We start from the raw sequence: 21,269 nt of genomic DNA, 5'->3' as shown, positions 1-21,269 counted from the left end.
CTTTAGGGTAGAGGCGCACCCGCCTGGTCGGGGCGTGAGGTTTTTCAGAACTGTCGCGGGAAGGCGGCGGCGCAGCAGTGGGTTGGCGTGCTCCAGGAAGGAGGGAGCTAACGGTGTCATGAACGACGTCATTCAGGCAGTACTCAACAAGACCAAAAAACGATTCTGGCGCCGGCGTCAGACGGCGTGGCTGGCCGGGCCGCTGATGTGGCTGGCCGGAGCGGCGCCCGCGTGCGCCGAGTCCCCACCGGCGCCGGACAGCGTGATCCCTTCCGAACAGACCGCCGCGGATCCTGCCGCGAATTTGCCCGAGCTGGGCGGTGCGCCCGACGACGCGGCGCGCGAAAAGCAGTGGGCCGAGATGGCCAAGCAGCTCGGTGAACAAGAGTTGAACAATGTGTCTCGTCAGCAGATGCGCAGCCGCGCTGAGGATTATTTGCTGGGCCAGGCGACCGGCGCGCTGCAGCAACAGGCGCAGGAGCTGCTGTCTCCGCTGGGGACCGCCAGGCTGTCGCTGAAGATGACCGGTGAGGGCGACTTTACCGGCAGCAATGGCCAGCTATTCAGCCCGCTGTACGACGTCGACGGGCTATTGACCTACAGCCAGATCGGCTGGCTGCAGCAAAGCGCCGGGGCGCTGGGCAATTTTGCACTGGGGCAGCGCTGGATCGCCGGCGATTGGCTGCTGGGTTACAACACCGCGCTCGACAGCGATTTCGCCCGGCAGCGCAATCGCGGCAGCATCGGCGCGGAGGCCTGGGGAGACTATCTGCGTTTCTCCACCAACTATTACTACCCGCTGTCGGCGTTGTCGCAACAGCCCGGCGATGGGGTGTTCTTCAGCCGTCCGGCGCGAGGCTACGACATCACGACGCAAGGCTATCTGCCGTTTTATCGCCAGATCGGCGGTTCGCTCAGCTATGAGCAATATCTGGGCGATAATGTCGATCTGTTCGGCAGCGGGAAAAAGCAAAACGATCCGCGCGCCATGCAGCTGGGGCTCAATTACACCCCGGTGCCGCTGGTGACGATGAAGGCGTTGCATAAGATTGGCGCGGGCGGCCAAAGCCAGGATCAGGTTGAGCTGGCGCTGAGCTATCGGCTCGGGGTGCCATTGGTGAAGCAGATTTCGCCGGAGTATGTGGCGCAGGCCAAGTCGTTGCGCGGCAGCCGCTACGATCCCATCGAGCGTAAAAATGTGCCGGTGCTGGAATTCCGTCAGCGCAAGACGCTGCAGGTGTTCTTGGCTACGCCGCCGTGGAACCTGCAGGCGGGAGAGACTGTGCCGCTGGTGCTGGAAATCAAGGCGTTGCACGGGATTTCTCATGTCAGTTGGCAGGGGGATACGCAGGCGCTGAGCCTGACGCCGCCGCACAACGCCAACGATCCGCAGGGCTGGACGGCGATCGTGCCGCCGTGGGATGACGCGCCGGGTGCCGCCAACAGTTACCGGCTGTCGGTCACGCTGGAGGACGACAAGCAGCAACGCGTGACGTCCAACTGGATCGAGCTGAAAGTGGCGCCGCCGCTGACGGCGAGCGCCGGCGATGGCGAGGACCTGCCGGCGATCCAAACCCTGACGCCGCCGCCCATTCCGGCGCAAACCGGGCCGTTGTACGGGGAAGATTAACCGTTTTTACCCTGCAGCACCCACACGGCGGCCTCGACGCGGGATTTCAGCTTCATCTTTTTCAGCAGGTGTTTGACGTGCACCTTGACGGTGCTTTCCGTGATGGTCAGGCGGCGCGCGATCAGCTTGTTCGGCAGCCCCTGGGCGATCAGCTTGAGAATATCCCGTTCGCGCGGCGTCAGCTGCTGAATATCGCGCTCGGCGCTGGGGCGGTTTTCACGCAGGCTGGCGGCGAGGATCGGCGTCAGCGTTTCGCTGAGCACCATCTGCCCGGCCGCCGCCTGATGCAGCGCTTTCAGCAGTTCCTCCGGCTCCATGTCTTTCAACAGATAGCCGTCGGCGCCGCGCTTGAGCGCGCTGACGACATCGTCTTCATGGTTGGATACGCTGAACACCACGACGCGCCCTGACAGGTCGGTCTGGCGCAGGCGATCCAGCGTTTCCAGCCCGTTGATGCCGGGCATGTTCAGGTCGAGCAGGATCAGATCCGGATCGTGCTGTTGCGCCAGTTCCACGCCTTGCTCACCGCTGCCGGCTTCGGCGATAACCTGCAGGCGAGCGTCCATGCCAATCAGCTGTTTTACGCCGTTGCGCAGCATGGGATGGTCGTCGATCAGTAAAATTGTGGCGGCGGTTTCTGTCGTCATGGTGTCTCCGTTAGTCGATGGCGTGGTTATCCGGCGTGAAGCTGACTCGCACTTCGGTGCCGCCGCCGCTGCGCGGTAAAATGTCGCAGCGGCCATGCAGGCTCTTGGCGCGATCGCGCATGATGATCAGGCCGTAATGGTCGGGGCGGGACGTCTCGGCCGGCAGGCCGCGTCCGTTGTCGCAAACGCTCAGGGTCACTTCGCCCCGTTTATTGATGACCTGAATGCTCACCTGGCTGGCGGCGGCGTGCTTAAGGATGTTGCTGAGCGCCTCGCGGGCGATCTGCAGCAGATGAATGGCCTGATAGGCGGGCACCGTGCGCGGCCCGAGCTGGTAATCGAGGTTGATGGTCAGGCCCAGTTTGGGATTGAACTCCGCCACCGTCGATTGCAGCGCCGCCAGCAGGCCCGGTTCGGTCAGCTGCAGGCGGAAGGTGGTCAACAGCTCGCGCAGCTGGCGGTAGGCGCCGTTCAACTCTTCGCGCATCTGTTGCACCAGCGCCTGGCTGGCGGAAGAGAGCGTTTCGCCCTGCATCTGCAGGCAGGCGATCTGCATTTTCAGGCAAGAGAGCGATTGAGCGATGGAGTCGTGCAGTTCGCGAGCGATCGCCGCCCGTTCCTCCATCAGCATCAGCTGTTGCTGGTGGTCGACCTGGCGTTCGATGGCCAGCACGCTGGTCAGTTGCTCTACCAGAGTGTTGATCAGTTGGCGGTGCTCATCGTTCAGCGGCTGTTGCGGCGCATGCTGAGCCACGATCACGCCGTAGTCGCCGAGTTTGTCGCTCAGGCTCCAGCTCAGCGACGGGTTATCGGGATGCTGGCGATCGCTGTCGTTCAGGCAGGCGCTGCACACCGGGTTGTGGCAGTGCTCCGGCCGCAACGGCTGGTTGCCGCTCAGCTGCAGCAGCGGTTCCCGGCTGTCGTTTTCATACAGCCGCACCTGGATGGCGCGCAGCGGCGTCAGGGTTTGCAGTTGGTTGAGCAGCGGCGTCAGGCGGCTGCATAGCGGTTCGTTGGCGTGCAGCTGGCGGCTGGCGCGATAGAGGAAGCTCAGCACTTGATTTTTCTGCTGCAGGTCGGCGGTCTTTTCGGCTACGCGTTGCTCCAGCCCGCTGTAGGTGGCAGACAGCTCATCGGACATGGTATTCAACGCGCCGCCGAGCGAGGCCATTTCATCCTGGTGTCCACGCTGGGGAAAGCGGCGGCTGAAATCGCCGCGGCCCACCGCTAACGCCATCTCTACCAGTTGCCGCCAGGGATGCAGCAACCGGCGGCGCAGGTAGCAGGTGGTGCCGAACAACAGCAACAGCGTCAGTGCGATGAAGCCGGCCTGCACCAGCGTCACCATCAGCAGGCGGCGCTCGGTTTGCCGATCGATGTCCGATACCAGCTTGTCCAGCAGCTGCACGAAGTGCGCCACCTGCGGTGCGGCATCGGCCGGGCGCTGCGCGCTGCGCAGGCGAGGCTGCAGAGTCTGCTGCCAGTAGTCGCGCAAGGCGACGAAAGGCTGTGTCAGCCCCTCTTGTTCCACCGAGCGCTGCAGGTCTGGGCTGTTTTCGTCGCGTTCAAGTTCCTGAATCAGAATTTCGTGCCGAGCGTCCAGCGGCACCTGCGCCAGCAGGCGATAGCTTTGCATACGCAGCGAACCGGCCTTGTTGATGGCATGCGCGTTGCCCTGAATGCTTTGCGACATCCAGGCGGAAATGCCCATGCCGGCCACGCCCAGAATGCCCGACAGTAACATCAGCAGGGCGACCTGATTCACGATCGAAAGCGGGGCCAACAGGCGTTTCATAAGTCCGGATTCCTGGCGTTTAGCGCCGCTGAAGCTCAGGGGCGTAGGCGGCGACGGGGATAAAAAAAGTAACGATTCAGCCATATTTTTGATTATCCCTGAGCATAACCCCATACCTCGAATGAAGTACCCATTAGTTTCCAGTGAAGTGGCGAGCCGGTAAAAACAAGGAAGTGATGTTGATCAAGTTATTGATTTTAAGTTATTTAATTTTTTGTTTGCCCGTACCCCTAAGGGGATGAAGGCGCCGTTTACGCCGCCAACTACTTGCATTCGGGTTGATGTACATCAACTTTGCCGCCGGGGCCGCCCCCTAGGGTGTGCGGAATAATCCCCCGTGTCTGAGGTTTTTATGTCGCAACTTGCAACGCCTTCATCAAAGAAAACCGGCGCGCTGATTCAGGACTGGCGCCCTGAAGACAGTGCTTTTTGGCAGCAACGCGGCCAGCGCATCGCCACCCGCAATCTGTGGATTTCCATTCCCTGTCTGCTGCTGGCCTTCTGTGTCTGGATGCTGTTCAGCGCCGTCGCGGTCAACCTGAACAAGGTCGGCTTCAACTTCACCACCGACCAGCTGTTTCTGTTAACGGCGTTGCCGTCGGTCTCTGGCGCTATTTTGCGCGTGCCGTATTCGTTCGTGATCCCGCTGTTCGGCGGCCGTCGCTGGACCGCTATCAGCACTTGCTTCCTGCTGGTGCCTTGCCTGTGGCTGGGGTTCGCGGTACAGGACAGCAGCACACCGTACAGCGTGTTTGTCGTCATTTCCCTGCTGTGCGGTTTCGCCGGTGCCAACTTTGCTTCCAGCATGGCCAACATCAGCTTCTTCTTCCCGAAAGCACGCCAGGGCGGCGCGTTGGGGCTCAATGGCGGGTTGGGCAATCTGGGCGTCAGCGTGATGCAACTGGTTGCGCCGCTGGCGATCTCTTGCAGCCTGTTCGGCCTGTTTGGTGGCGCGGCGCAAAATCAGGCGGACGGAAGTCCGCTGTGGCTGGAAAATGCCGCCTGGATCTGGGTGCCGTTCCTGTTGATCGCCACGCTGGCAGCCTGGTTCGGCATGAACGATCTGGCGGCGGCCAAAGCGTCGCTGCGCCAGCAACTGCCGGTGCTCAAACGCGGGCATCTGTGGATGCTGAGCCTGCTGTACCTCGCGACCTTCGGTTCCTTCATCGGTTTCTCCGCCGGTTTCGCCATGCTGTCGAAAACACAGTTCCCGGATGTGGTGATCCTGCACTACGCGTTCTTCGGGCCGTTCCTCGGGGCGCTGGCGCGGCCGGTTGGCGGTGCGTTGTCTGACCGTTTCGGCGGGGTGCGGGTCACGTTGATCAACTTTGTGGTGATGGCCGTTTTTGCCGCGCTGTTGTTCCTGACCTTGCCGGACGCAGGGCAGGGCGGTTCATTCATCGCCTTCTACGGCATCTTCATGGTGCTGTTCCTCACTGCGGGGCTGGGCAGCGGTTCGACTTTCCAAATGATCGCCGTCATCTTCCGTAAAATCACGGTCGATCGCGTCAAAGCGGCCGGCGGCAGCGACGAGAGCGCGCAGCGTGAAGCGGTGACCGACTCCGCCGCCGCATTGGGCTTTATCTCGGCGATCGGTGCGGCCGGCGGCTTTTTCATTCCGCAGGCATTCGGCACCTCGTTGGCGCTGACCGGTTCGCCGGCGGGGGCGATGAAAGTGTTCCTGGTATTCTATATCTTGTGTGTGGTCATTACCTGGGCAGTGTATGGCCGTAAGAAAAAGGCCTGAGCACCAAACGATTGTCTCAATTCCTCCCCGACAGGGGAGGGATATTTCGCTCATACCGAATCATCTCTCCTCGCCTTCTCAGTGAAATTTTCTGCTTTTAGGTAAAATTCTCATCTCCGCTTGCCGTTTTTTTCTTTTTTTATAGCCATATCTCTCAATGTAGGAATGTCTTCTCACAAACGGATTATATTATTTGCACGGTTTTTTCTTTTTGTTGAGAGTATTCTTACATTAAAATATTAATGCCATCGCCGCAGGTTAAATGAAATTTCTGGGTGGGGAAGGCATAATTAGTGCGATTGTTATAAAATCATCAATAGGGATTTGTCTTAGATGCTAAACTTGCTGGAATGAATGAGTGTTGGAGTTAAATCAGATAACTCTCATTCTGTTTTTTTCGGCTTTTTGTAGTCTATCTGCCAACCAGATTAAGTGGGAAAATAGGATGAATTCACATCACGGAATGAAATTTCACAATTTTACTCGATTAACAATTAAACGACATTGTTAGTTTTTCTTTTTTAAATCAATGAGGTGCCAGGTTGGATTTTACGGCGGTCATGAGAGAAATCCATGTTGCCAACAGGGAAAAAGAGTCGTCTGGATAAACAGAACATCCTTAATCAGGCTTAATGTAAAAAATGAAATCAGAAAATTTTTATAAAAGCCAATATCCGATGAATGCAACCTGTTGAGTTTACATTTAATTTCTTGAACATTTTTTGATATTTCTATACAAAGTGTGCAGGACAGGCACGCTAAGGAAATTAAAAGTGAATCTTGATAAAAGAATAAAGATTAGGAATCTCGATGTTCTGACTCCTGCCGGGGAGAAATTTCGTCTGCGTTGGAAAGAGTATCAAATCCTTTCGCTGCTTGTCGCCAGATCCCCCGAACTGGTTACCCGAACGGAAATTATAGAAAATATCTGGAAAGGGACTTATTGTTCAGATTCAACGATAAATCAAACAATTAAATCCATTCGTCAGAAAATTAGCGACACCGAACATACGCTTATCAGAACCATTCCTCGCTTGGGTTACAAGGTGGAAAATCAGGCGGTTTTTCACTTTATATCTGAAGATGAAGACTACGTCGGTAATGATATATTAAACGGCGATGATGATATTAATGTTGATATTCAAGCGGAACTTTCTGAAAATGTAAATGGAGCGCCTGAAACAAACGATGAGAAAATAGTTAAGCAACGTAAATCGACACTGGTTTCTGCGCCTCTCGCGGCAGAGACGCCATCCCAGGAAACACCGGCGTCTGAAAAGAAGCCAACATCGGGGCGGCGTTTTTTCAGCATGCCCGCTAGCCGCGTAGTGAAATACCTGACGGTATTCGCTTCTTTACTGGTCATTTCACATTTTTCATATGTGTTGGGCAACCAAACCCGCCCGCCGGTGATCAATGATATTCAGAATAACACGCGCGTCGTGTTGACGTTGACGCTGAACAACCCTCATACCAATAGCCCGCAAACCCTGTTCTGCCTTTACCAGGGAGAGAGCATGGAGCAGGCGACCATTGAATGTGTCGATCCTAAGCAAGGCCAGATTAAGCTGCCGGTAAAATATGAGGCCTTTTCTATGCCTGGTAAAGGTCGGATTAATCTCATACTGCCCAATAAAACCTTGCAATATCAAGTTGCTTACGATGTTAAAAATTAGCACTGAATGAGGTTTTATCTTTAGCGATAATTTCACATTTAATGAAATCTTTTATTTCATTATTTGTTATTTGAAAGCCTGATTCGATTTGTCCAGTCTGAATCTCATTACCTAACGCGTATTAGCGTCCTGTCTCAATGTTGTGACGGGAATAATGAGAACCTGCTGAGTGACAAATTATGGATAAGCGTAAAGTAGCTATTATCGGGGGGGCCGGTTTTATCGGAACGCGCCTGGCGAAACGTCTCAGTGCACGCGATGATCTGACGCTGATCATCGTGGATAAACGGCCCAGCGAGCACTTTCCGGCGCTCTACCAGTACGGTGATGTGACTCAGCCCGAGACCTTGCAGCAACCGCTGACGGGCTGTGACGCCATCATTAATCTGGCTGCGGAGCATCAGGACAATGTCGACCCCATTTCGCTCTACTACCAGGTCAACGTCGAAGGTGCACGCCATGTCTGCATGACCGCTTCCGCGTTGAATATCCGCCAAATCATTTTCACCTCATCGGTCGCCGTTTATGGTTTCGTCAAACAAGAGACTGGCGAAGAGGGGCGTTTCGAACCCTTCAATCACTACGGCAAATCCAAGCTCGAAGCGGAATACGTTTATGAAGCGTGGCGCAAAGCCGATAGTGAAAACAAGCTGACCATCATTCGCCCGACGGTGGTATTCGGCGAAGGGAATCGCGGCAACGTGTATAACCTGTTCCGTCAGATCGCCAGCGGCCGATTCGTGATGATCGGCAGCGGCAATAATATGAAGTCGATGGCGTATGTTGAAAATATTGCCGCACGATTGGAACACGCGCTGGATCAGCAATCCAGCTATCAGGTCAGCAACTACGTTGATAAACCAGACTTCACGATGAATCAACTGGTTGAGGTTATTTCCTCTTCTCTTGGTCGTGAAAATAAGACGATTCGCATTCCCTATGCAGTGGGAATCTGCGGGGCGACCGCATTAGATGTTGTGAGTAAAATAAGTCGAAAAAAATTCCCAATCAGCCGCGTCAGAGTGCAGAAATTCTGCGCCAGAACGCAATTTAAAACCAATGTGAAGAATGATTTCGTAGCGCCGGTGGAACTTGATTCGGCCATCGAAAGAACCATTAAACATGAGTTTTCTGACCGATAACTTAACCGCACGCTGGCGTTATTTATGTATTTCCGCCGACAAGCGGATAAATCTGCATTTTCAGGATTAACTCATGCTGACTTATATCCTGGCAGGATCAATTTTGTTTTTGCTAATAGCGCATTGGGAGCTGTAACTCAAGGGCGGTAGCGTGCTTAATCGCTGGAGGAACGATGTTATATCAACTGAGCGTGATATTTGTGCTGGCGGTCGCCTGGGTGCTTATTGCCCGTCGGGCCGCTTTGGCGGTGGGGTTAGTGGATAAGCCCAATGCGCGCAAGCAACATCTGGGGCATATTCCGCTGGTCGGCGGCATCGCCGTATACCTGACGTTGACGCTGATGACGCTGTGGCAACCCGCCTGGCTGCCCGACAGCACGATCTACCTGCTGTGCGTCACGGCGCTGGTGGTGTTGGGCGTGCTGGATGACCGCTTTGATCTGCCCGTGGCGCCGCGCGTCATGGTGCAGGGAGGGATCGCGCTGGCGATGATGCTGGCGGCAGGGATGCAACTCTCCTCTCTGGGCTATGTCTGGGGGCATCAGGAAGTGATGCTCGGCTATGGCGCGCTGCTGCTCACGCCGCTGGCGGTCTGGGGGGCGATCAACGCCTACAACATGGTGGATGGCATCGACGGGCAACTGGGCGCCTTGTCCTGCGTTACCTTCGTCGCGTTGGCCGTTGTGTTTGGACTGGGCGGGCGGGAAGACCTGGCGCTGTGGTGCCTGGGTCTGCTCGTCGCGCTGGCAGCTTATCTGCTGTTCAACCTGAGCCTGTTCGGCGCGCGTAACAAAATCTTTATGGGCGATGCCGGCAGCATGGTGATTGGCTTTAGCGTGCTGTGGCTGGTGCTGTTGGCGACGCAGGGGCCACAGGCGGTGATGCGCCCGGTCACCGCGCTGTGGCTGATCGCCATTCCTCTGATGGACATGGTGACCGTGATGGTGCGCCGCCTGTTGCGTCGCCAAAGCCCATTCAAAGCGGGCCGTGACCATCTGCACCATATTCTGATGCGCCGCGGGCTCAATGCGCGCCAGGCGCTGGCCATGAGCACCATGCTGGCGGTGACGCTGGCCTGCATCGGCATTTGCAGCGAAGTGTTGAAGCTCCAGGAGAGCCTGATGCTGGTGGCGTTCCTGTTCTGTTTTTGCGGCTATTTCGCCATGCTGCGCGAACCGCGGCAGGCAACGGTGCTTAGCGACAACCCGACCGTTGGTCGCTAATCCTCTCACGGGCTGCGACAGCAGCCCGTCTATCACGGTAACCCCATGAATTTTCATTTGCCTCTTTTGATGCCGTTGGTCTGTACCTCCGCGCTGTTGAGCGGTTGTACGGTGGTCCCCGGCTCGCATTTACCGACCAGTGGAAAAGCCATCGTCGTGCAGCAAGACGACGATTTCGATTTGAACAACCAGGTACAGGTCTATCGCATGTCGCCGATGCTGCTGCAGAAAATGCGGCGCATAGAACCGGTCGCCCGGCCGAACCCGGCGCTGGATCGGCGGTTGCAGAGTTATCAATACCGCATCGGCGTCGGCGACGTGTTGAACGTCACCGTCTGGGATCATCCCGAGTTGACCACACCGGCCGGGCAGTACCGCAGCGCCAGCGACACCGGCAACTGGGTGCATGCGGATGGCACGATCTTTTATCCCTATATCGGGCGCGTGGCGGTGGTGGGCAAGACCGTCACCGAAGTGCGCAGTCTGATCGCCGGCCGTCTGGCACAGTATGTGGAAAGCCCGCAGGTGGATGTCAGTATCGCCGCGTTCCGCTCGCAGAAGGCTTATGTCACCGGCGAAGTGAAAACCTCCGGCCAGCAGGCAATCACCAACGTGCCGCTGACCATTCTGGATGCGATCAACGCCGCCGGCGGCCTGACGGACAACGCCGACTGGCGCAACGTCGTGCTGACCCATCAGGGCAAGGAGCGGGCCATCTCGCTGCAGGCGCTGATGCAGCGCGGCGACATCAGCCAAAACGCGCTGCTGCAACCGGGCGATATCCTTTACGTCCCGCGCAATGACGAGTTGAAAGTGTTCGTGATGGGCGAGGTGGGCAAACAAACGACGCTGAAGATGGACCGCAGCGGCATGACCCTGACCGAAGCCCTCGGTTCTTCCGAAGGGATCAGCCAGACGGTGGCGGATGCGACCGGGGTATTTGTGATCCGACCGAGCGGCGGCAAACAGCCGCAGCGGTTGGCGACGCTGTACCAGTTCGATCTTTCAGACGCCAGCGCGCTGGCGATGGGCGCTGAATTTCAGCTGCAACCTTACGACGTCGTGTACGTCACTGCGGCGCCGGTCGCGCGCTGGAACCGTTTGATCAGCCAGCTGGTGCCGACCATCAGCAGCTTTAACGATCTCAGCGAGGCTACCTTGCGCGTGCGCAACTGGTGAGTCCGCAGGATGAATAAGGAACAGAAAATGAAAAACAATGCGCTGTCCGTTATGGTGGCCGAACAAGATGAAAAGCTGGAGTGGGAGCGCCTAATCGGGCCGCTGTGGGATAACCGTTGGCGGATCGCCGCCGTGACCGGTTTGGCCGGTGTGCTGGGCGTGGTCTACGCCCTGTTGGCCACCCCGGTGTACCAGGCCACGGCGGTGGTGCAGGTGGAGAAGCAGCTGTCCGGCGATTCGCTGCTGCGCGAAACGCTGGACAGCTCGATGATGGGGCAAAGTTCGGCGACGGAGGATGAGGTGACGCTGGTCAAGTCGCGCTACGTGCTTGGCAAAACGGTGGACGCCCTCGGCCTGACGGTGCGCGTCAGCCCGGACTATTTCCCGGTATTCGGCAAAGGCTTTGCCCGGCTGAGCGGCGAAAAACCGCCGGTCCTGGAGATTGCCACGCTGACGACGCCGGAGGACATGCTGGACGAAGCGCTGACGCTGACGGTGCGCGACGGGCAGCATTATGAATTGAGCCATGACGGCGACAAACTGTTCAGCGGCGTGGTCGGGCAGGCGGTCGCACAGGGCGGATGGAACATGACCGTTTCGGCGCTCGATGCAGCGCCGGGCGCCAGTTTCACCGTGGTGAAAGTCGCGCGTCAAAAAGCGGTGGATGAGCTGCGCAAATACCTGGACGTGGTGCCGGGTGGCAAGGACAGCGGCATCATGACCTTTACGCTGCCGAGCGAAGATCCGCAGAGCGCCGAGGCGATGTTGAAGAACATCACCGACAACTATCTGCAGCAGAACGTGGATCGCAAAACGGAAGAAACGCAGCGGATGCTGGCGTTCCTGCAACAGCAGCTGCCGCAAACGCAAACTTCGTTGAACAACGCCGAAACCCAGCTCAATCAATTCCGCCAGCAAAACGACTCGGTGGATCTGTCGCTGGAAGCCAAATCGGTGCTGGATACTCAGGTGCAGCTCGAGGCCCAACTCAACGAGCTGACCTTCAAGGAAGCGGAGATCTCCAAACTCTATACCCGTGTGCACCCGGCTTACCGGGCGCTGTTGGAAAAGCGTGCCACGCTGGAGGCGGAAAAGGCGCGGCTGGGTAAGCAGGTGCAGACGCTGCCGAAAATGCAACAAGAGATCCTGCGCCTTACCCGCGACGTGCAGGTGGATCAGCAGGTTTACATGCAGTTGATGAACAAGCAGCAGGAGCTGAGCATCAGCAAGGCCGGCACGGTCGGCAACGTCCGCATTATCGACGAAGCGGAAACCGCTATCCGGCCGATTAAGCCGCAAAAGGTGTTGATCGTGCTGTTGGCGCTGTTGCTGGGCGCGGCGGGCACCGTCTCGGTCGTGCTGTTGCGCGCGGCCTTCCATCGCGGCATCAATGATATCGATACCCTTGAGAGGCGGGGCATCAACGTCTACGCCACCGTGCCGCTGTCGCCGTGGCAGGTGAAGCGCAACCGCGAGCAGCGCCAACTGTTGCCTAAATCCGGCGGCCGACGTTTGCCAATCCTGGCGGTGGCCGAGCCGACGGATCTCTCGGTGGAAGCGATCCGCAGCCTGCGCACCAGCCTGCATTTCGCCATGATGGAGGCCAAGAACAACATTCTGATGGTCTCCGGTGCCAGCCCGGAAAGCGGTAAGAGCTTTACCAGCACCAACCTGGCGGTGGTGGTGGCGCAGGCCGGGCAGCGGGTGCTGTTGATCGACGCCGATATGCGCAAAGGCTTCCTGCACCGCTGGCTGGCGGATGATGGGCATCAGGGCCTGTCTGACCTGCTGGTGGGCAACGTGATGGCGGAACAGGCGGTGCGGAAAACCGCCATCGCCAATCTGGACTTCGTGCCGCGCGGCCAGGTACCGCCGAACCCGTCCGAACTGCTGATGCACCGCCGTTTCGCCGATTTTCTGCGCTGGGCCGGGCAAAACTACGATCTGGTGTTGATCGATACGCCGCCGATTCTGGCGGTGACGGATGCGGCGATCGTCGGCAACCACGCCGGCACCTCGCTGCTGGTGGTGCGTTTTGAGGTGAATACCGTCAAGCAGATCGAAACCAGCATGCGTCGTTTCGAACAGAATGGGGTGGGGATCAAGGGCGTGATCCTCAACGGCATGGTGAAGAAGGCGGCAACCGACATGAGCTACTACAACTTCGCCTACCCAAGCCATCGGGAAGATCGCCCGCAGGCAGGGGAATAAGCGGGTGAAGGCCATTATCACCAATGCCCTGTGGCTGATGCTCGAACGCGTTTCGCTCAGCCTGTCCGGCATCTTCGTCTCCATTTACGTTGCGCGCTATCTGGGGCCCGCACAGTTTGGCGCTCTCAACTATCTGTTGGCGACGATTGCCATCGTGGTGCCACTGGTGCAGTTGGGCGCCGACAGCATCATTTTCAACCGCGTCGCCCGCCGACAGCCGAGCGGCATTCGCCTGATGCTGGCGTCAATACGCCTGCGCCGTTGGCTGTTCCTGGTGGTAGCGCTGCCGATACTGACATGGAGCTATTTCAGCCAATCGCCCGCCAGCCAACTGATGACGCTGTTGCTGCTTGTCAGTGCCTATTTCTCGATTCAGGACGTGTACAAGATTTATTACGATGCCCGCCTGCAGTCGAAACGCAATACGCTGATCAACAACCTGGCGCTGCTGCTGTCGATCGGGCTGCGGCTGGCGCTGGTGAGCGCCGCGCTGCCGCTGGTGTGGTTCGCGGTACCCTACATCCTCAGCAGCGCCGTACCTTACCTGGCGCGCCTCTGGTTATTCCGTGGGGAAGCGGCGGCCTCGCCGCAGGTTACGCCGCGCCAGGCCGGGCGCTATGGCCGTTATTTGCTAAAGGTGGGCCTGCCGTTGGCCATCTCCAGCCTGTCGATAGTGATCTATACCCGCATCGATCAAATCATGCTGGGCAATCTGGTCGGCGAGCAGGCGGTAGGCTGGTTCAGTGCCGCCACCACCCTCAGCCAAGGCTGGGTTTTCGTGCCGATGGCGCTGATCACCTCGTTGATGCCGGGCATTGCCAGCTGTCGCGATCCGTTGGAGCAAGAATACCGTATACGGGTGCTGTATTTGGTGGTCTTGGGCCTATCGTTGCCGGTGTTGCTGGGCCTGTGGTGGTTCGCCCACCCGGCCATTGCGCTGCTGTACGGTGCCGCTTTCCAACCGGCCGCCAGCATCCTGGCTATTTGTACGCTGACCTCGTTGTTCTCGGTAATGGGGACAGTTTCTTATCGCAGCATCGTGCTGTTCGCCGGCTATCGCTTTATCGCCATCAAGATGCCGTTGGTGGCAGTGGCGAACGTGGTGATGAATCTGCTGCTGATCCCGCGCTACGGCCTGATCGGCGCGGCGGTGTCTACGCTGCTGGCGGAATTCATTTCGTTCTTCGTGCTGAACAGTTTATTCCGTGGCGGAAAAATTACCCGACTGCAGCTGACCTGTTTTTACTGCTTGCCGCGTCTTGTCAGCAAATTAAGGAGAGAACATGTTAAACATCCTGGTTAAAAACATTTCCAAGCGCCTGCCCGATGCCTGGCACCATCAGGTTAAATACGCGCTCTATTTCAAGAAGCTGCCGCACCTGTCAAAACCGACCGGCTTCAGCGAAAAGATCATGCGACGCAAAATTTACCCGCGCAGCATCTACACCACCTTGTCGGACAAGTTCAAGGTACGTGAATTTATCGCCGGTCTGTGGGGCGAGGAGTATCTGGTAGAGCTGTATGCGCATGGCACCGAGCTCAGCTACGACATGTTCAGGCAATTGCCCAACGCCTTTGTACTGAAAGCCAACCACGGCAGCGGTTATAACCGGTTGGTGTTCGACAAACAGCAGGTTAGCTACGCGGAGTTGTACGATCTCAGCAACGCGTGGATGCGCAGCAACTTCTACGAGCAGAGTCGCGAAAAGCATTATCTGGATATCGAACCCTGCATCATGGTGGAGCGCCTGTTGCTGGATGGCGAGCAGGTGCCGAACGATATCAAGTTTCATTGTTTCAACGACAATCATGAAATTCGCATGTTCATCCAGGTGGATTATCAGCGTTTTGGCACTCATCGGCGCGATATTTTTGATATCGACTGGAACCGCACCGAAATCCGTATCAGCTTGCCGAATGCCGACGAACCGATGCCGCGCCCTACGCGGTTGGACGAAATGACGCGTTTGGCTCGCCAGGCAGCGCAGCAGTTCTCTTATGTCCGTGTGGATTTCTACCAGATCGGCGAGAAGGTGTATTTCGGTGAGTTGACGTTTACGCCTGGCGCGGGGCTAAGCAAGCTCATGCCGAAAAACATTGAGCAGGAATGGGGCAGTTATTTTACTGAGTAAACACTTATGCAAAGAGTCGCCTCCAATTTTCAAATGCATACCAATGCCGGTTATAATCAGTCGCGGGATTTAGTCAATCAATCCATCGTATTGACCTTTCTGCTGATGTTTTTCGTGAAAACTTTCCTGACCTCGGGATCGTTCAACAGCGAGCTGATTAATAAAACCGTGATGGGGCTTAATGGCCTGATGTTGCTCTATGTCGGTTATGCATTTTTTATCGCTACGCTGGCGGAAAAAGCGGTTGCGGGTTTTTTGGCTCTGTTGTTTCTGATTAATATTGCCACCGGGCATGGCGATTATCTTTTTGGCGCGGTATTCAGTACGGCGGTGATAATTTTATTTCGCCGCATAGACATGGGACGTGGCGCTGAAATGTTTGCCATTGCCTTTGTGGTGGCAGGGTTGCTGATGGTCATTCCCTATACCTTTTACACCAATGGATTTGTTTATCTTGATGAGCGTTACGGCAACAGATTAACGCTGGGTTTCGATAACCCGAATACCCTGGCGTATTATTCTTTTGCCTTGTTCGCCACCCTGCTGTGCCTGATCGACCATGCGAAATTAACGCGTGGAATGAAAAATATCGCGTCGTTGGCGGCGTCGACGTTAATTCTCCCGGTGCTGATGTATTCCTATTCGCGCACCTGTTTTATGCTGGCGTTGTTGATGTTATTGCTGTTTTGGCTGGCGCCGCTGCTGCGTGTCGCCCCCAATAGAAAAGTCTGCATCGTGCTGACGTTGATCATTATCGGCTTTCAATTCGCCAGCGTTATGCTCTGGGGTAGCAATCCGGCATTGGACGTCCTCTTGAACCAGGCGTTGACCGGGCGAGTCTGGTTCTCCTGGCAGATGTTTCAGGCGGTGGGACTACCCAATCCTCTGTTCGGTATGAATATAGAACCTTATAAACCCGTCGATTTCTTCTTCATTGCCATGTTTTATTCGGCCGGTGGCATCGCCTCTGTTGTCATGCTTTTCTGTTATTTTCACCTGTTGGGTAACATGCGCAAGCTGAGTCGATTCATGCGCTGGGTGGTGGTGGTTTTCCTGTTAACTACGTTGACGGAAACCTATTTTTTGGTCCCGGTATTTAACGTGTCGTTATTGTTGCTTTGCCGTGGAAAAGAAATGATAAATTCTAAATTAGAGGGCTAAGAAATGGATTTCTCGATCGTGATCCCTATTTATAATAGTGCACGTTATCTGCCTAAAACTCTGAAGCGGGTTTTCAACGCTTGCCAAGGGTTCGACTATCAGGTGATTTTGGTTGATGATTGCTCTGACGAGGATGATATCAAATATATTCGCCAGATAGCAGCGACCAATAGCAACGTGATGTTGCATGAGAAAAAAAAGAAGAGCAATGCGGCGGTATCGCGTAACTTAGGTATCAGGTTGGCGCAATCGGAGATCGTGTTTTTTCTCGACTCTGATGATTACTTCACGACCAACTATATTATTCGCCGCATGAATAAACATGAAGATCGCCAGATTGATATTATCTTCGGTAACTATGCGGAGGTGAGCGGCGATTCGGTACGTGACTTCAACTTCAACTACAAATCCGGTTCTTCCGGCGAAGATTTCCTTTTTCTGGAAATGGGTGATATCCGTTCATCCACCATCAGCATACGTAAAAAAAGCGATCGCCGCTTTTTATTTCCCGAATTCCTCAATAAGCATCAGGATTGGGGCTTTTTAGTCAATGCCACCAATTTGGGCGCGCATGTGGCACACGACGCCGGCGGAGGGGTGTTTCTCGACGTAGGACGCTACGGGCGCATGACGGCGAAGCTAAATTTGGAGGCCAGCGATCGCTTTATCAATACCTTTCTCAGCCCCAGCGATCGCCATATCAGCGGATTCGCCTGCAAGCACCTGCTGGCCTCGCTGTATTCGGAGAACGCCCAGGCGTTCAATTATTACTCGTCGCGCATCGTGCGGCACAGTCTGAGCGGCAAGTTCAAGATGATCAAATGGTATGGCGATTGTCTGGCGCGGTTGGGGTTGTTCTCGGTTGGCGGCCGGCTACTGCGCAATGTGCGCCAGGGATTCAGGAGATGATATGCAACCACGCAAGGTAATCATCGTTATCGAAAATATAGCGGGCAAGGGCGGTACTGAACGGGTCGCCAGCGGCTTGGCCAATGCGCTGGCACGTCTGCCGGGTTACGAGGTGGCGGTGTTTTCGCTGTTTGGCGAGCGGAGCTTCTTTCCGTTGGCGAGCGACGTCCGGCTGCGCTGCGGCGGCGGCGATTCGCTGTTCTGGCCATGGCGGCTGGCGATGGCCCTGCGGCGTGAACGCGCGGACGTGATCATTACCGTTTCCATGGGGAAACTATCGGTGGTGATGACGCCTTTTCTGCGTTTGTTCTGTGCCCGCAGCCGGCTGCTGTTGAGTGAACACGTCAGCTTTCACCAGTATCCACGCGTATTTAAGTGGTTGAAGTTGCTGGTTTACCGTCTGGGCGACCGCGTGATTTTCCTGACGCGGCAAGATAGCGACGCCATCGCTCGCTGGGTGGGGGCCGGGAAATGTCGGGTGATCGAGAACGTTTCACCGTTCGGCACGCAGGCGCCGACGCCGGCGCTGCAGAACAAGGTGGCGCTGGCGGTGGGGCGATTGAGCAATCAGAAAGGCTTCGATCGTCTAATCGCGTTGTGGCGAGGAGTGGCGGCGCAGGTGCCGGATTGGCGGCTGTTGATTATTGGCGACGGTCCAGAGCGCGACGCATTGCGGCGGCAGATTGAAGACGCCGGGTTGGAGCAGCAGGTGAGCCTACTGCCGGCCACCGCCGACGTGGCGGCCTATTATCGCCAAGCCAGTCTGTATCTGATGACTTCTCGCTATGAGGGGTTGCCGATGGTGCTGATCGAAGCCATGAGTTTCGGCCTGCCGCTGGTGGCCTACGACTGCAAGACCGGCCCGGCCGAGTTGATAGACGACGGCGTCAACGGCTATCTGGTGCCCGATGACGACGCCGCCGCCTTCAGCGAAGGGGTGATCAAATTGATGCTCGATCCGGGTTTGCGCGAGCACTTTTCTATTGCCGCGTTAGAGAAGTCTCGTCGTTTTACCCCCGAACGTATTTATCCCCAGTGGCAACAGCTCACCGAGTGAGGACAGTATGGAAAAGATATCCGTGATAATGCCGGCCTACAATGCTGCGAACTCTATTAAAGAGTCGATTTTAGGCGTGCTGAACCAGCGATTTACCGATTATCACCTGTATGTGATCGATGATGCGTCTACCGACGATACTGCCGAGGTTGTGCGGCCGTTTATCCACGATCGCCTCACCTATATACGTAATGAGCATAACCAGGGCGTGGCGGAAACGCGCAACATCGGCATTGAGGCGGCGAAGGGCGACTATATCGCCTTCTGTGACAGTGATGACGTATGGCTGCCCAACAAGCTGTCGCGCCAGGCGAGCATTTTGCAAACCCGCCGCTATGACGTGGTGTGTTCCCATTATTACACCTTTGAAGACGACCTGAAATTGGTCAAAAACACCCGTGGCGCGGATGAGCTTATTGGCTATCAGGACATGTTGAAAAGCAACTGGATCGGCAATCTCACCGGGATCTATAACCAGAAGCGCATCGGTAAGGTGTATCAGCAAAAAGTAGGCCATGAGGACTATTTGATGTGGCTGGCGGTGCTGCAGAAGGCGCGCAACGGCCTGGCTTACTGCATTCCTGAACCGCTGGCCTGCTACCGATTGTCTACCCATTCGCTGTCGGGCAACAAAATCCGCGCCGCAGACTGGCAATGGCGGATTTACCGTCAGCATTTGGGGCTGTCTTACCAGAAATCCTGTTATCTGTTCGCCACCTACCTGTTCAATGCCGTGGTGAAAAGGAAATGACCATGAAGGGGATGTATCAGAGGGTGGCTCTGGTCTGTTGTGCCTGGTGGAGTGCTTTTGCTCTGGCGCAGAGCTGCCAACCCAATCTGTTGGCCAACCCCGGCTTTGAACAGGGTCTCAGCGGCTGGCGTGCGCAAGGCGCGCAGGCCGACGGCGATACGCACAGCGGCCGTGGAAGTCTGCGTTATGACAATGCAGATGCCGCGCAGTACCGCACCTTCAGCCAGATGCTGCGGGTTGTGCCCGGGCAGACGATCGATTTCGGCGTCTGGCTCAAGACCCATGGCGTACGCGGGCAAAGCCGCGACGGTGGTGCTGGGGTTTATCTGCAGAGCTTCGATGCGCAAGGGCGCTTTCTGGAAGGCAGCTACCCGGCAGGGGTGACCGGTGACAGCGGCTGGCGGCAGGTGAGCGCCAGCTATACCGTGCCGCCGCAGGCGGCGCGAGTCACTTTTGGCGTCTATCTGCGCAAGGGGAGCACCGGTACCGCCTGGTTTGATGACGCCTATGCGTGTGCTCGAGCGCCTACGCCGGCGTTATATCAGCTCGGCGCGTCGACACAGGGGAAAGTCGACACGCTGCTGGTTACTCCGCAGCCGCAGCATTTGCAGGTCGACAGCGAATTGCTCAATGCCGCAGGGCAGGTTGTTCACAGTAGCCGCGACCGTTATCAGGTTGAAGGGCAGCGCCGTATCGAATATCAACTGCCGACTGGCCTGGCCCAGGGGGAATATCGCCTGCGTCAGCAGGTCACCGGGCAGCAATCCCAGCCGGTACAGGGTAGCGAGCTGTCTTTTCGCGTCGGGCAGCCTGCGGCCAAAGTGGCGATCGACAGCGAAGGCTTTACCCTGCGCGATGGTCAACGACTTTTCCCGTTGGGCATTTATGCCAACGTGGCTACCGATGAGCATTTGGCGCGCATCGCATCGGCGGGATTCAACACGGTGCTGAACTATGATTATGGGGAAAAGAAAGATCCTTACACCTTTTTCCGCAACGCACGCAACCGCGGGCTGCTGGTCATTTACTCCGTCAAAGATCAGTACAGCGGCAGCCGTTTCGCTCCGGCCGTACGCGGTGGCGACTACGCGGCGATGACGGCCTGGCACGTGCAGCGTTTGCGCTCTCAGCCCAACCTGCTCGCCTGGTACATCAACGATGAACTGGGGCCGGAGTATCTCGATAAGATCGAGGAAAAAAACCTGCAAATAAAGCGGCTTGACGGCGATCATCCTACCTTCCAGGTGTTGAACAAAACCGGGGAGTTGGACGCCTACTTTAACAGCAGCGACATTTTGGCGACCGATCCTTACCCGGTGGGGAACGATAGCGATCTGACGCGCACCACGCGTTATACCGCCCTGACGGTACAGGCCGCCCGTCAGGCTCGCGGGGCCTGGGTGGTGATGCAAATCATGGATCACGCCGCTTATGACGCTCGCCGTAGGCCACATCCACCGTCAGAGGCGGAAATTCGCAATCAGGCCTGGCAGGCGCTGATCGGCGGTGCCAAGGGACTGTTGTTTTATTCTTATACCGATCTGTTTTACAAGCGCAAAACCGGCCGCTTCGACCAACGGGAGTTTGACGCTACCTGGCGTGGTGTGGCTGCCGTGTCGCAGCAAATCGCCGCCTTCACCCCTTATCTGCTGACAGGAAAATCGACGCCGCTGGCGGGAAGCGACCCTCAAATGCCGGCGCGGATGTTTATTCTGGGCGATCGCGCCTTGCTGCTGGTAGCCAACCCCTATTATCGAGAGGGAAGCACCCGATTGCGCCTTCCGGCGGGCTGGCGGCAGCAGGGAGGGGGGGCGGAGCTCATGCTGGCGTTGCCCGCCGTGGGCACCGCGACGCTGTGGCTTCAACGCTGAAAGCATCGAGTGAACGTCACGCGGGAGGTTTCTCCCGCGTCCTACCCCCAAATACCTCGTCTTGCCTCCCGCCCGTTCGCCTTTACCCTAATGCTCCATTTTATTTATTGTAATTCAATCAATTAACCTCATTTTTCA

General features: G+C 56.7%; 16 protein-coding genes. 14 read left to right on the top strand and 2 right to left on the bottom strand.

Features of this window, described 5'->3' with window-relative positions; genetic code table 11:
• Positions 1-118: 118 nt before the first annotated feature.
• Positions 119-1,630 carry a YchO/YchP family invasin gene (locus ATE40_RS11115; RefSeq protein WP_019452901.1) on the top strand — a complete coding sequence of 504 codons (1,512 nt, stop codon included), beginning with the start codon at positions 119-121 and terminating at the stop codon, positions 1,628-1,630.
• Here ATE40_RS11115 and narL read toward each other — a convergent pair.
• Entirely contained in the window at positions 1,627-2,277 is a 651-nt protein-coding gene (gene narL, locus ATE40_RS11110) for a two-component system response regulator NarL (protein ID WP_019452900.1), read from the bottom strand. The two genes, ATE40_RS11115 and narL, sit on opposite strands and share 4 nt — an antisense overlap.
• 10 nt (positions 2,278-2,287) lie before the next feature.
• Positions 2,288-4,072, bottom strand: coding sequence for a nitrate/nitrite two-component system sensor histidine kinase NarX (gene narX, locus ATE40_RS11105; RefSeq protein ID WP_019452899.1), 1,785 nt, complete (start codon positions 4,070-4,072; stop codon positions 2,288-2,290).
• 352 nt (positions 4,073-4,424) lie between these two features.
• Between narX and ATE40_RS11100 the strand changes: the two genes are divergently transcribed.
• The 13 genes from ATE40_RS11100 to ATE40_RS11040 all read left to right on the top strand — a co-directional run bounded on the left by ATE40_RS11100 (position 4,425) and on the right by ATE40_RS11040 (position 21,131).
• Positions 4,425-5,819 carry a NarK family nitrate/nitrite MFS transporter gene (locus ATE40_RS11100; RefSeq protein ID WP_063918523.1) on the top strand — a complete coding sequence of 465 codons (1,395 nt, stop codon included), beginning with the start codon at positions 4,425-4,427 and terminating at the stop codon, positions 5,817-5,819.
• A gap of 773 nt (positions 5,820-6,592) precedes the next feature.
• Positions 6,593-7,495, top strand: coding sequence for a winged helix-turn-helix domain-containing protein (locus ATE40_RS11095; protein ID WP_019452897.1), 903 nt, complete (start codon positions 6,593-6,595; stop codon positions 7,493-7,495).
• Positions 7,496-7,674: 179 nt separating this feature from the next.
• A complete protein-coding gene (locus ATE40_RS11090) occupies positions 7,675-8,637 on the top strand; it encodes an NAD-dependent epimerase/dehydratase family protein (RefSeq protein WP_063918522.1) in 963 nt (320 codons plus the stop codon).
• A gap of 173 nt (positions 8,638-8,810) precedes the next feature.
• Positions 8,811-9,860: a UDP-N-acetylglucosamine--undecaprenyl-phosphate N-acetylglucosaminephosphotransferase gene (gene wecA / locus ATE40_RS11085; RefSeq protein ID WP_019452895.1), complete on the top strand. Its 1,050-nt coding sequence runs from the start codon at positions 8,811-8,813 to the stop codon at positions 9,858-9,860.
• A gap of 45 nt (positions 9,861-9,905) precedes the next feature.
• On the top strand, positions 9,906-11,039 hold the full coding sequence (locus tag ATE40_RS11080) for a polysaccharide export protein (protein WP_063918521.1): 1,134 nt from the start codon (positions 9,906-9,908) through the stop codon (positions 11,037-11,039).
• A gap of 27 nt (positions 11,040-11,066) precedes the next feature.
• Complete coding sequence (locus ATE40_RS11075; RefSeq protein WP_019452893.1) at positions 11,067-13,250, top strand: polysaccharide biosynthesis tyrosine autokinase; 2,184 nt, start codon at positions 11,067-11,069, stop codon at positions 13,248-13,250.
• 4 nt (positions 13,251-13,254) lie between these two features.
• Positions 13,255-14,553, top strand: coding sequence for a flippase (locus tag ATE40_RS11070; protein WP_063918520.1), 1,299 nt, complete (start codon positions 13,255-13,257; stop codon positions 14,551-14,553).
• Positions 14,534-15,382: an ATP-grasp fold amidoligase family protein gene (locus ATE40_RS11065; RefSeq protein WP_019452891.1), complete on the top strand. Its 849-nt coding sequence runs from the start codon at positions 14,534-14,536 to the stop codon at positions 15,380-15,382. Before ATE40_RS11070 ends, ATE40_RS11065 begins: the two co-directional genes overlap by 20 nt.
• A gap of 6 nt (positions 15,383-15,388) precedes the next feature.
• On the top strand, positions 15,389-16,543 hold the full coding sequence (locus ATE40_RS11060) for a hypothetical protein (RefSeq protein WP_019452890.1): 1,155 nt from the start codon (positions 15,389-15,391) through the stop codon (positions 16,541-16,543).
• Between the two features lie 3 nt (positions 16,544-16,546).
• Positions 16,547-17,452, top strand: coding sequence for a glycosyltransferase family 2 protein (locus tag ATE40_RS11055; RefSeq protein WP_019452889.1), 906 nt, complete (start codon positions 16,547-16,549; stop codon positions 17,450-17,452).
• Between the two features lies 1 nt (position 17,453).
• A complete protein-coding gene (locus ATE40_RS11050) occupies positions 17,454-18,509 on the top strand; it encodes a glycosyltransferase family 4 protein (protein ID WP_063918519.1) in 1,056 nt (351 codons plus the stop codon).
• Between the two features lie 7 nt (positions 18,510-18,516).
• Entirely contained in the window at positions 18,517-19,260 is a 744-nt protein-coding gene (locus tag ATE40_RS11045) for a glycosyltransferase family 2 protein (protein ID WP_029988798.1), read from the top strand.
• A gap of 11 nt (positions 19,261-19,271) precedes the next feature.
• Positions 19,272-21,131: a carbohydrate binding domain-containing protein gene (locus ATE40_RS11040; RefSeq protein WP_063918643.1), complete on the top strand. Its 1,860-nt coding sequence runs from the start codon at positions 19,272-19,274 to the stop codon at positions 21,129-21,131.
• Positions 21,132-21,269: the final 138 nt, after the last annotated feature.

The sequence above is a fragment of the Serratia surfactantfaciens genome (assembly GCF_001642805.2).
Lineage (GTDB): Bacteria > Pseudomonadota > Gammaproteobacteria > Enterobacterales > Enterobacteriaceae > Serratia > Serratia surfactantfaciens.
Note: the sequence above shows the minus strand (reverse complement) of the source record. Positions and strands in the feature narration are given on the sequence as shown.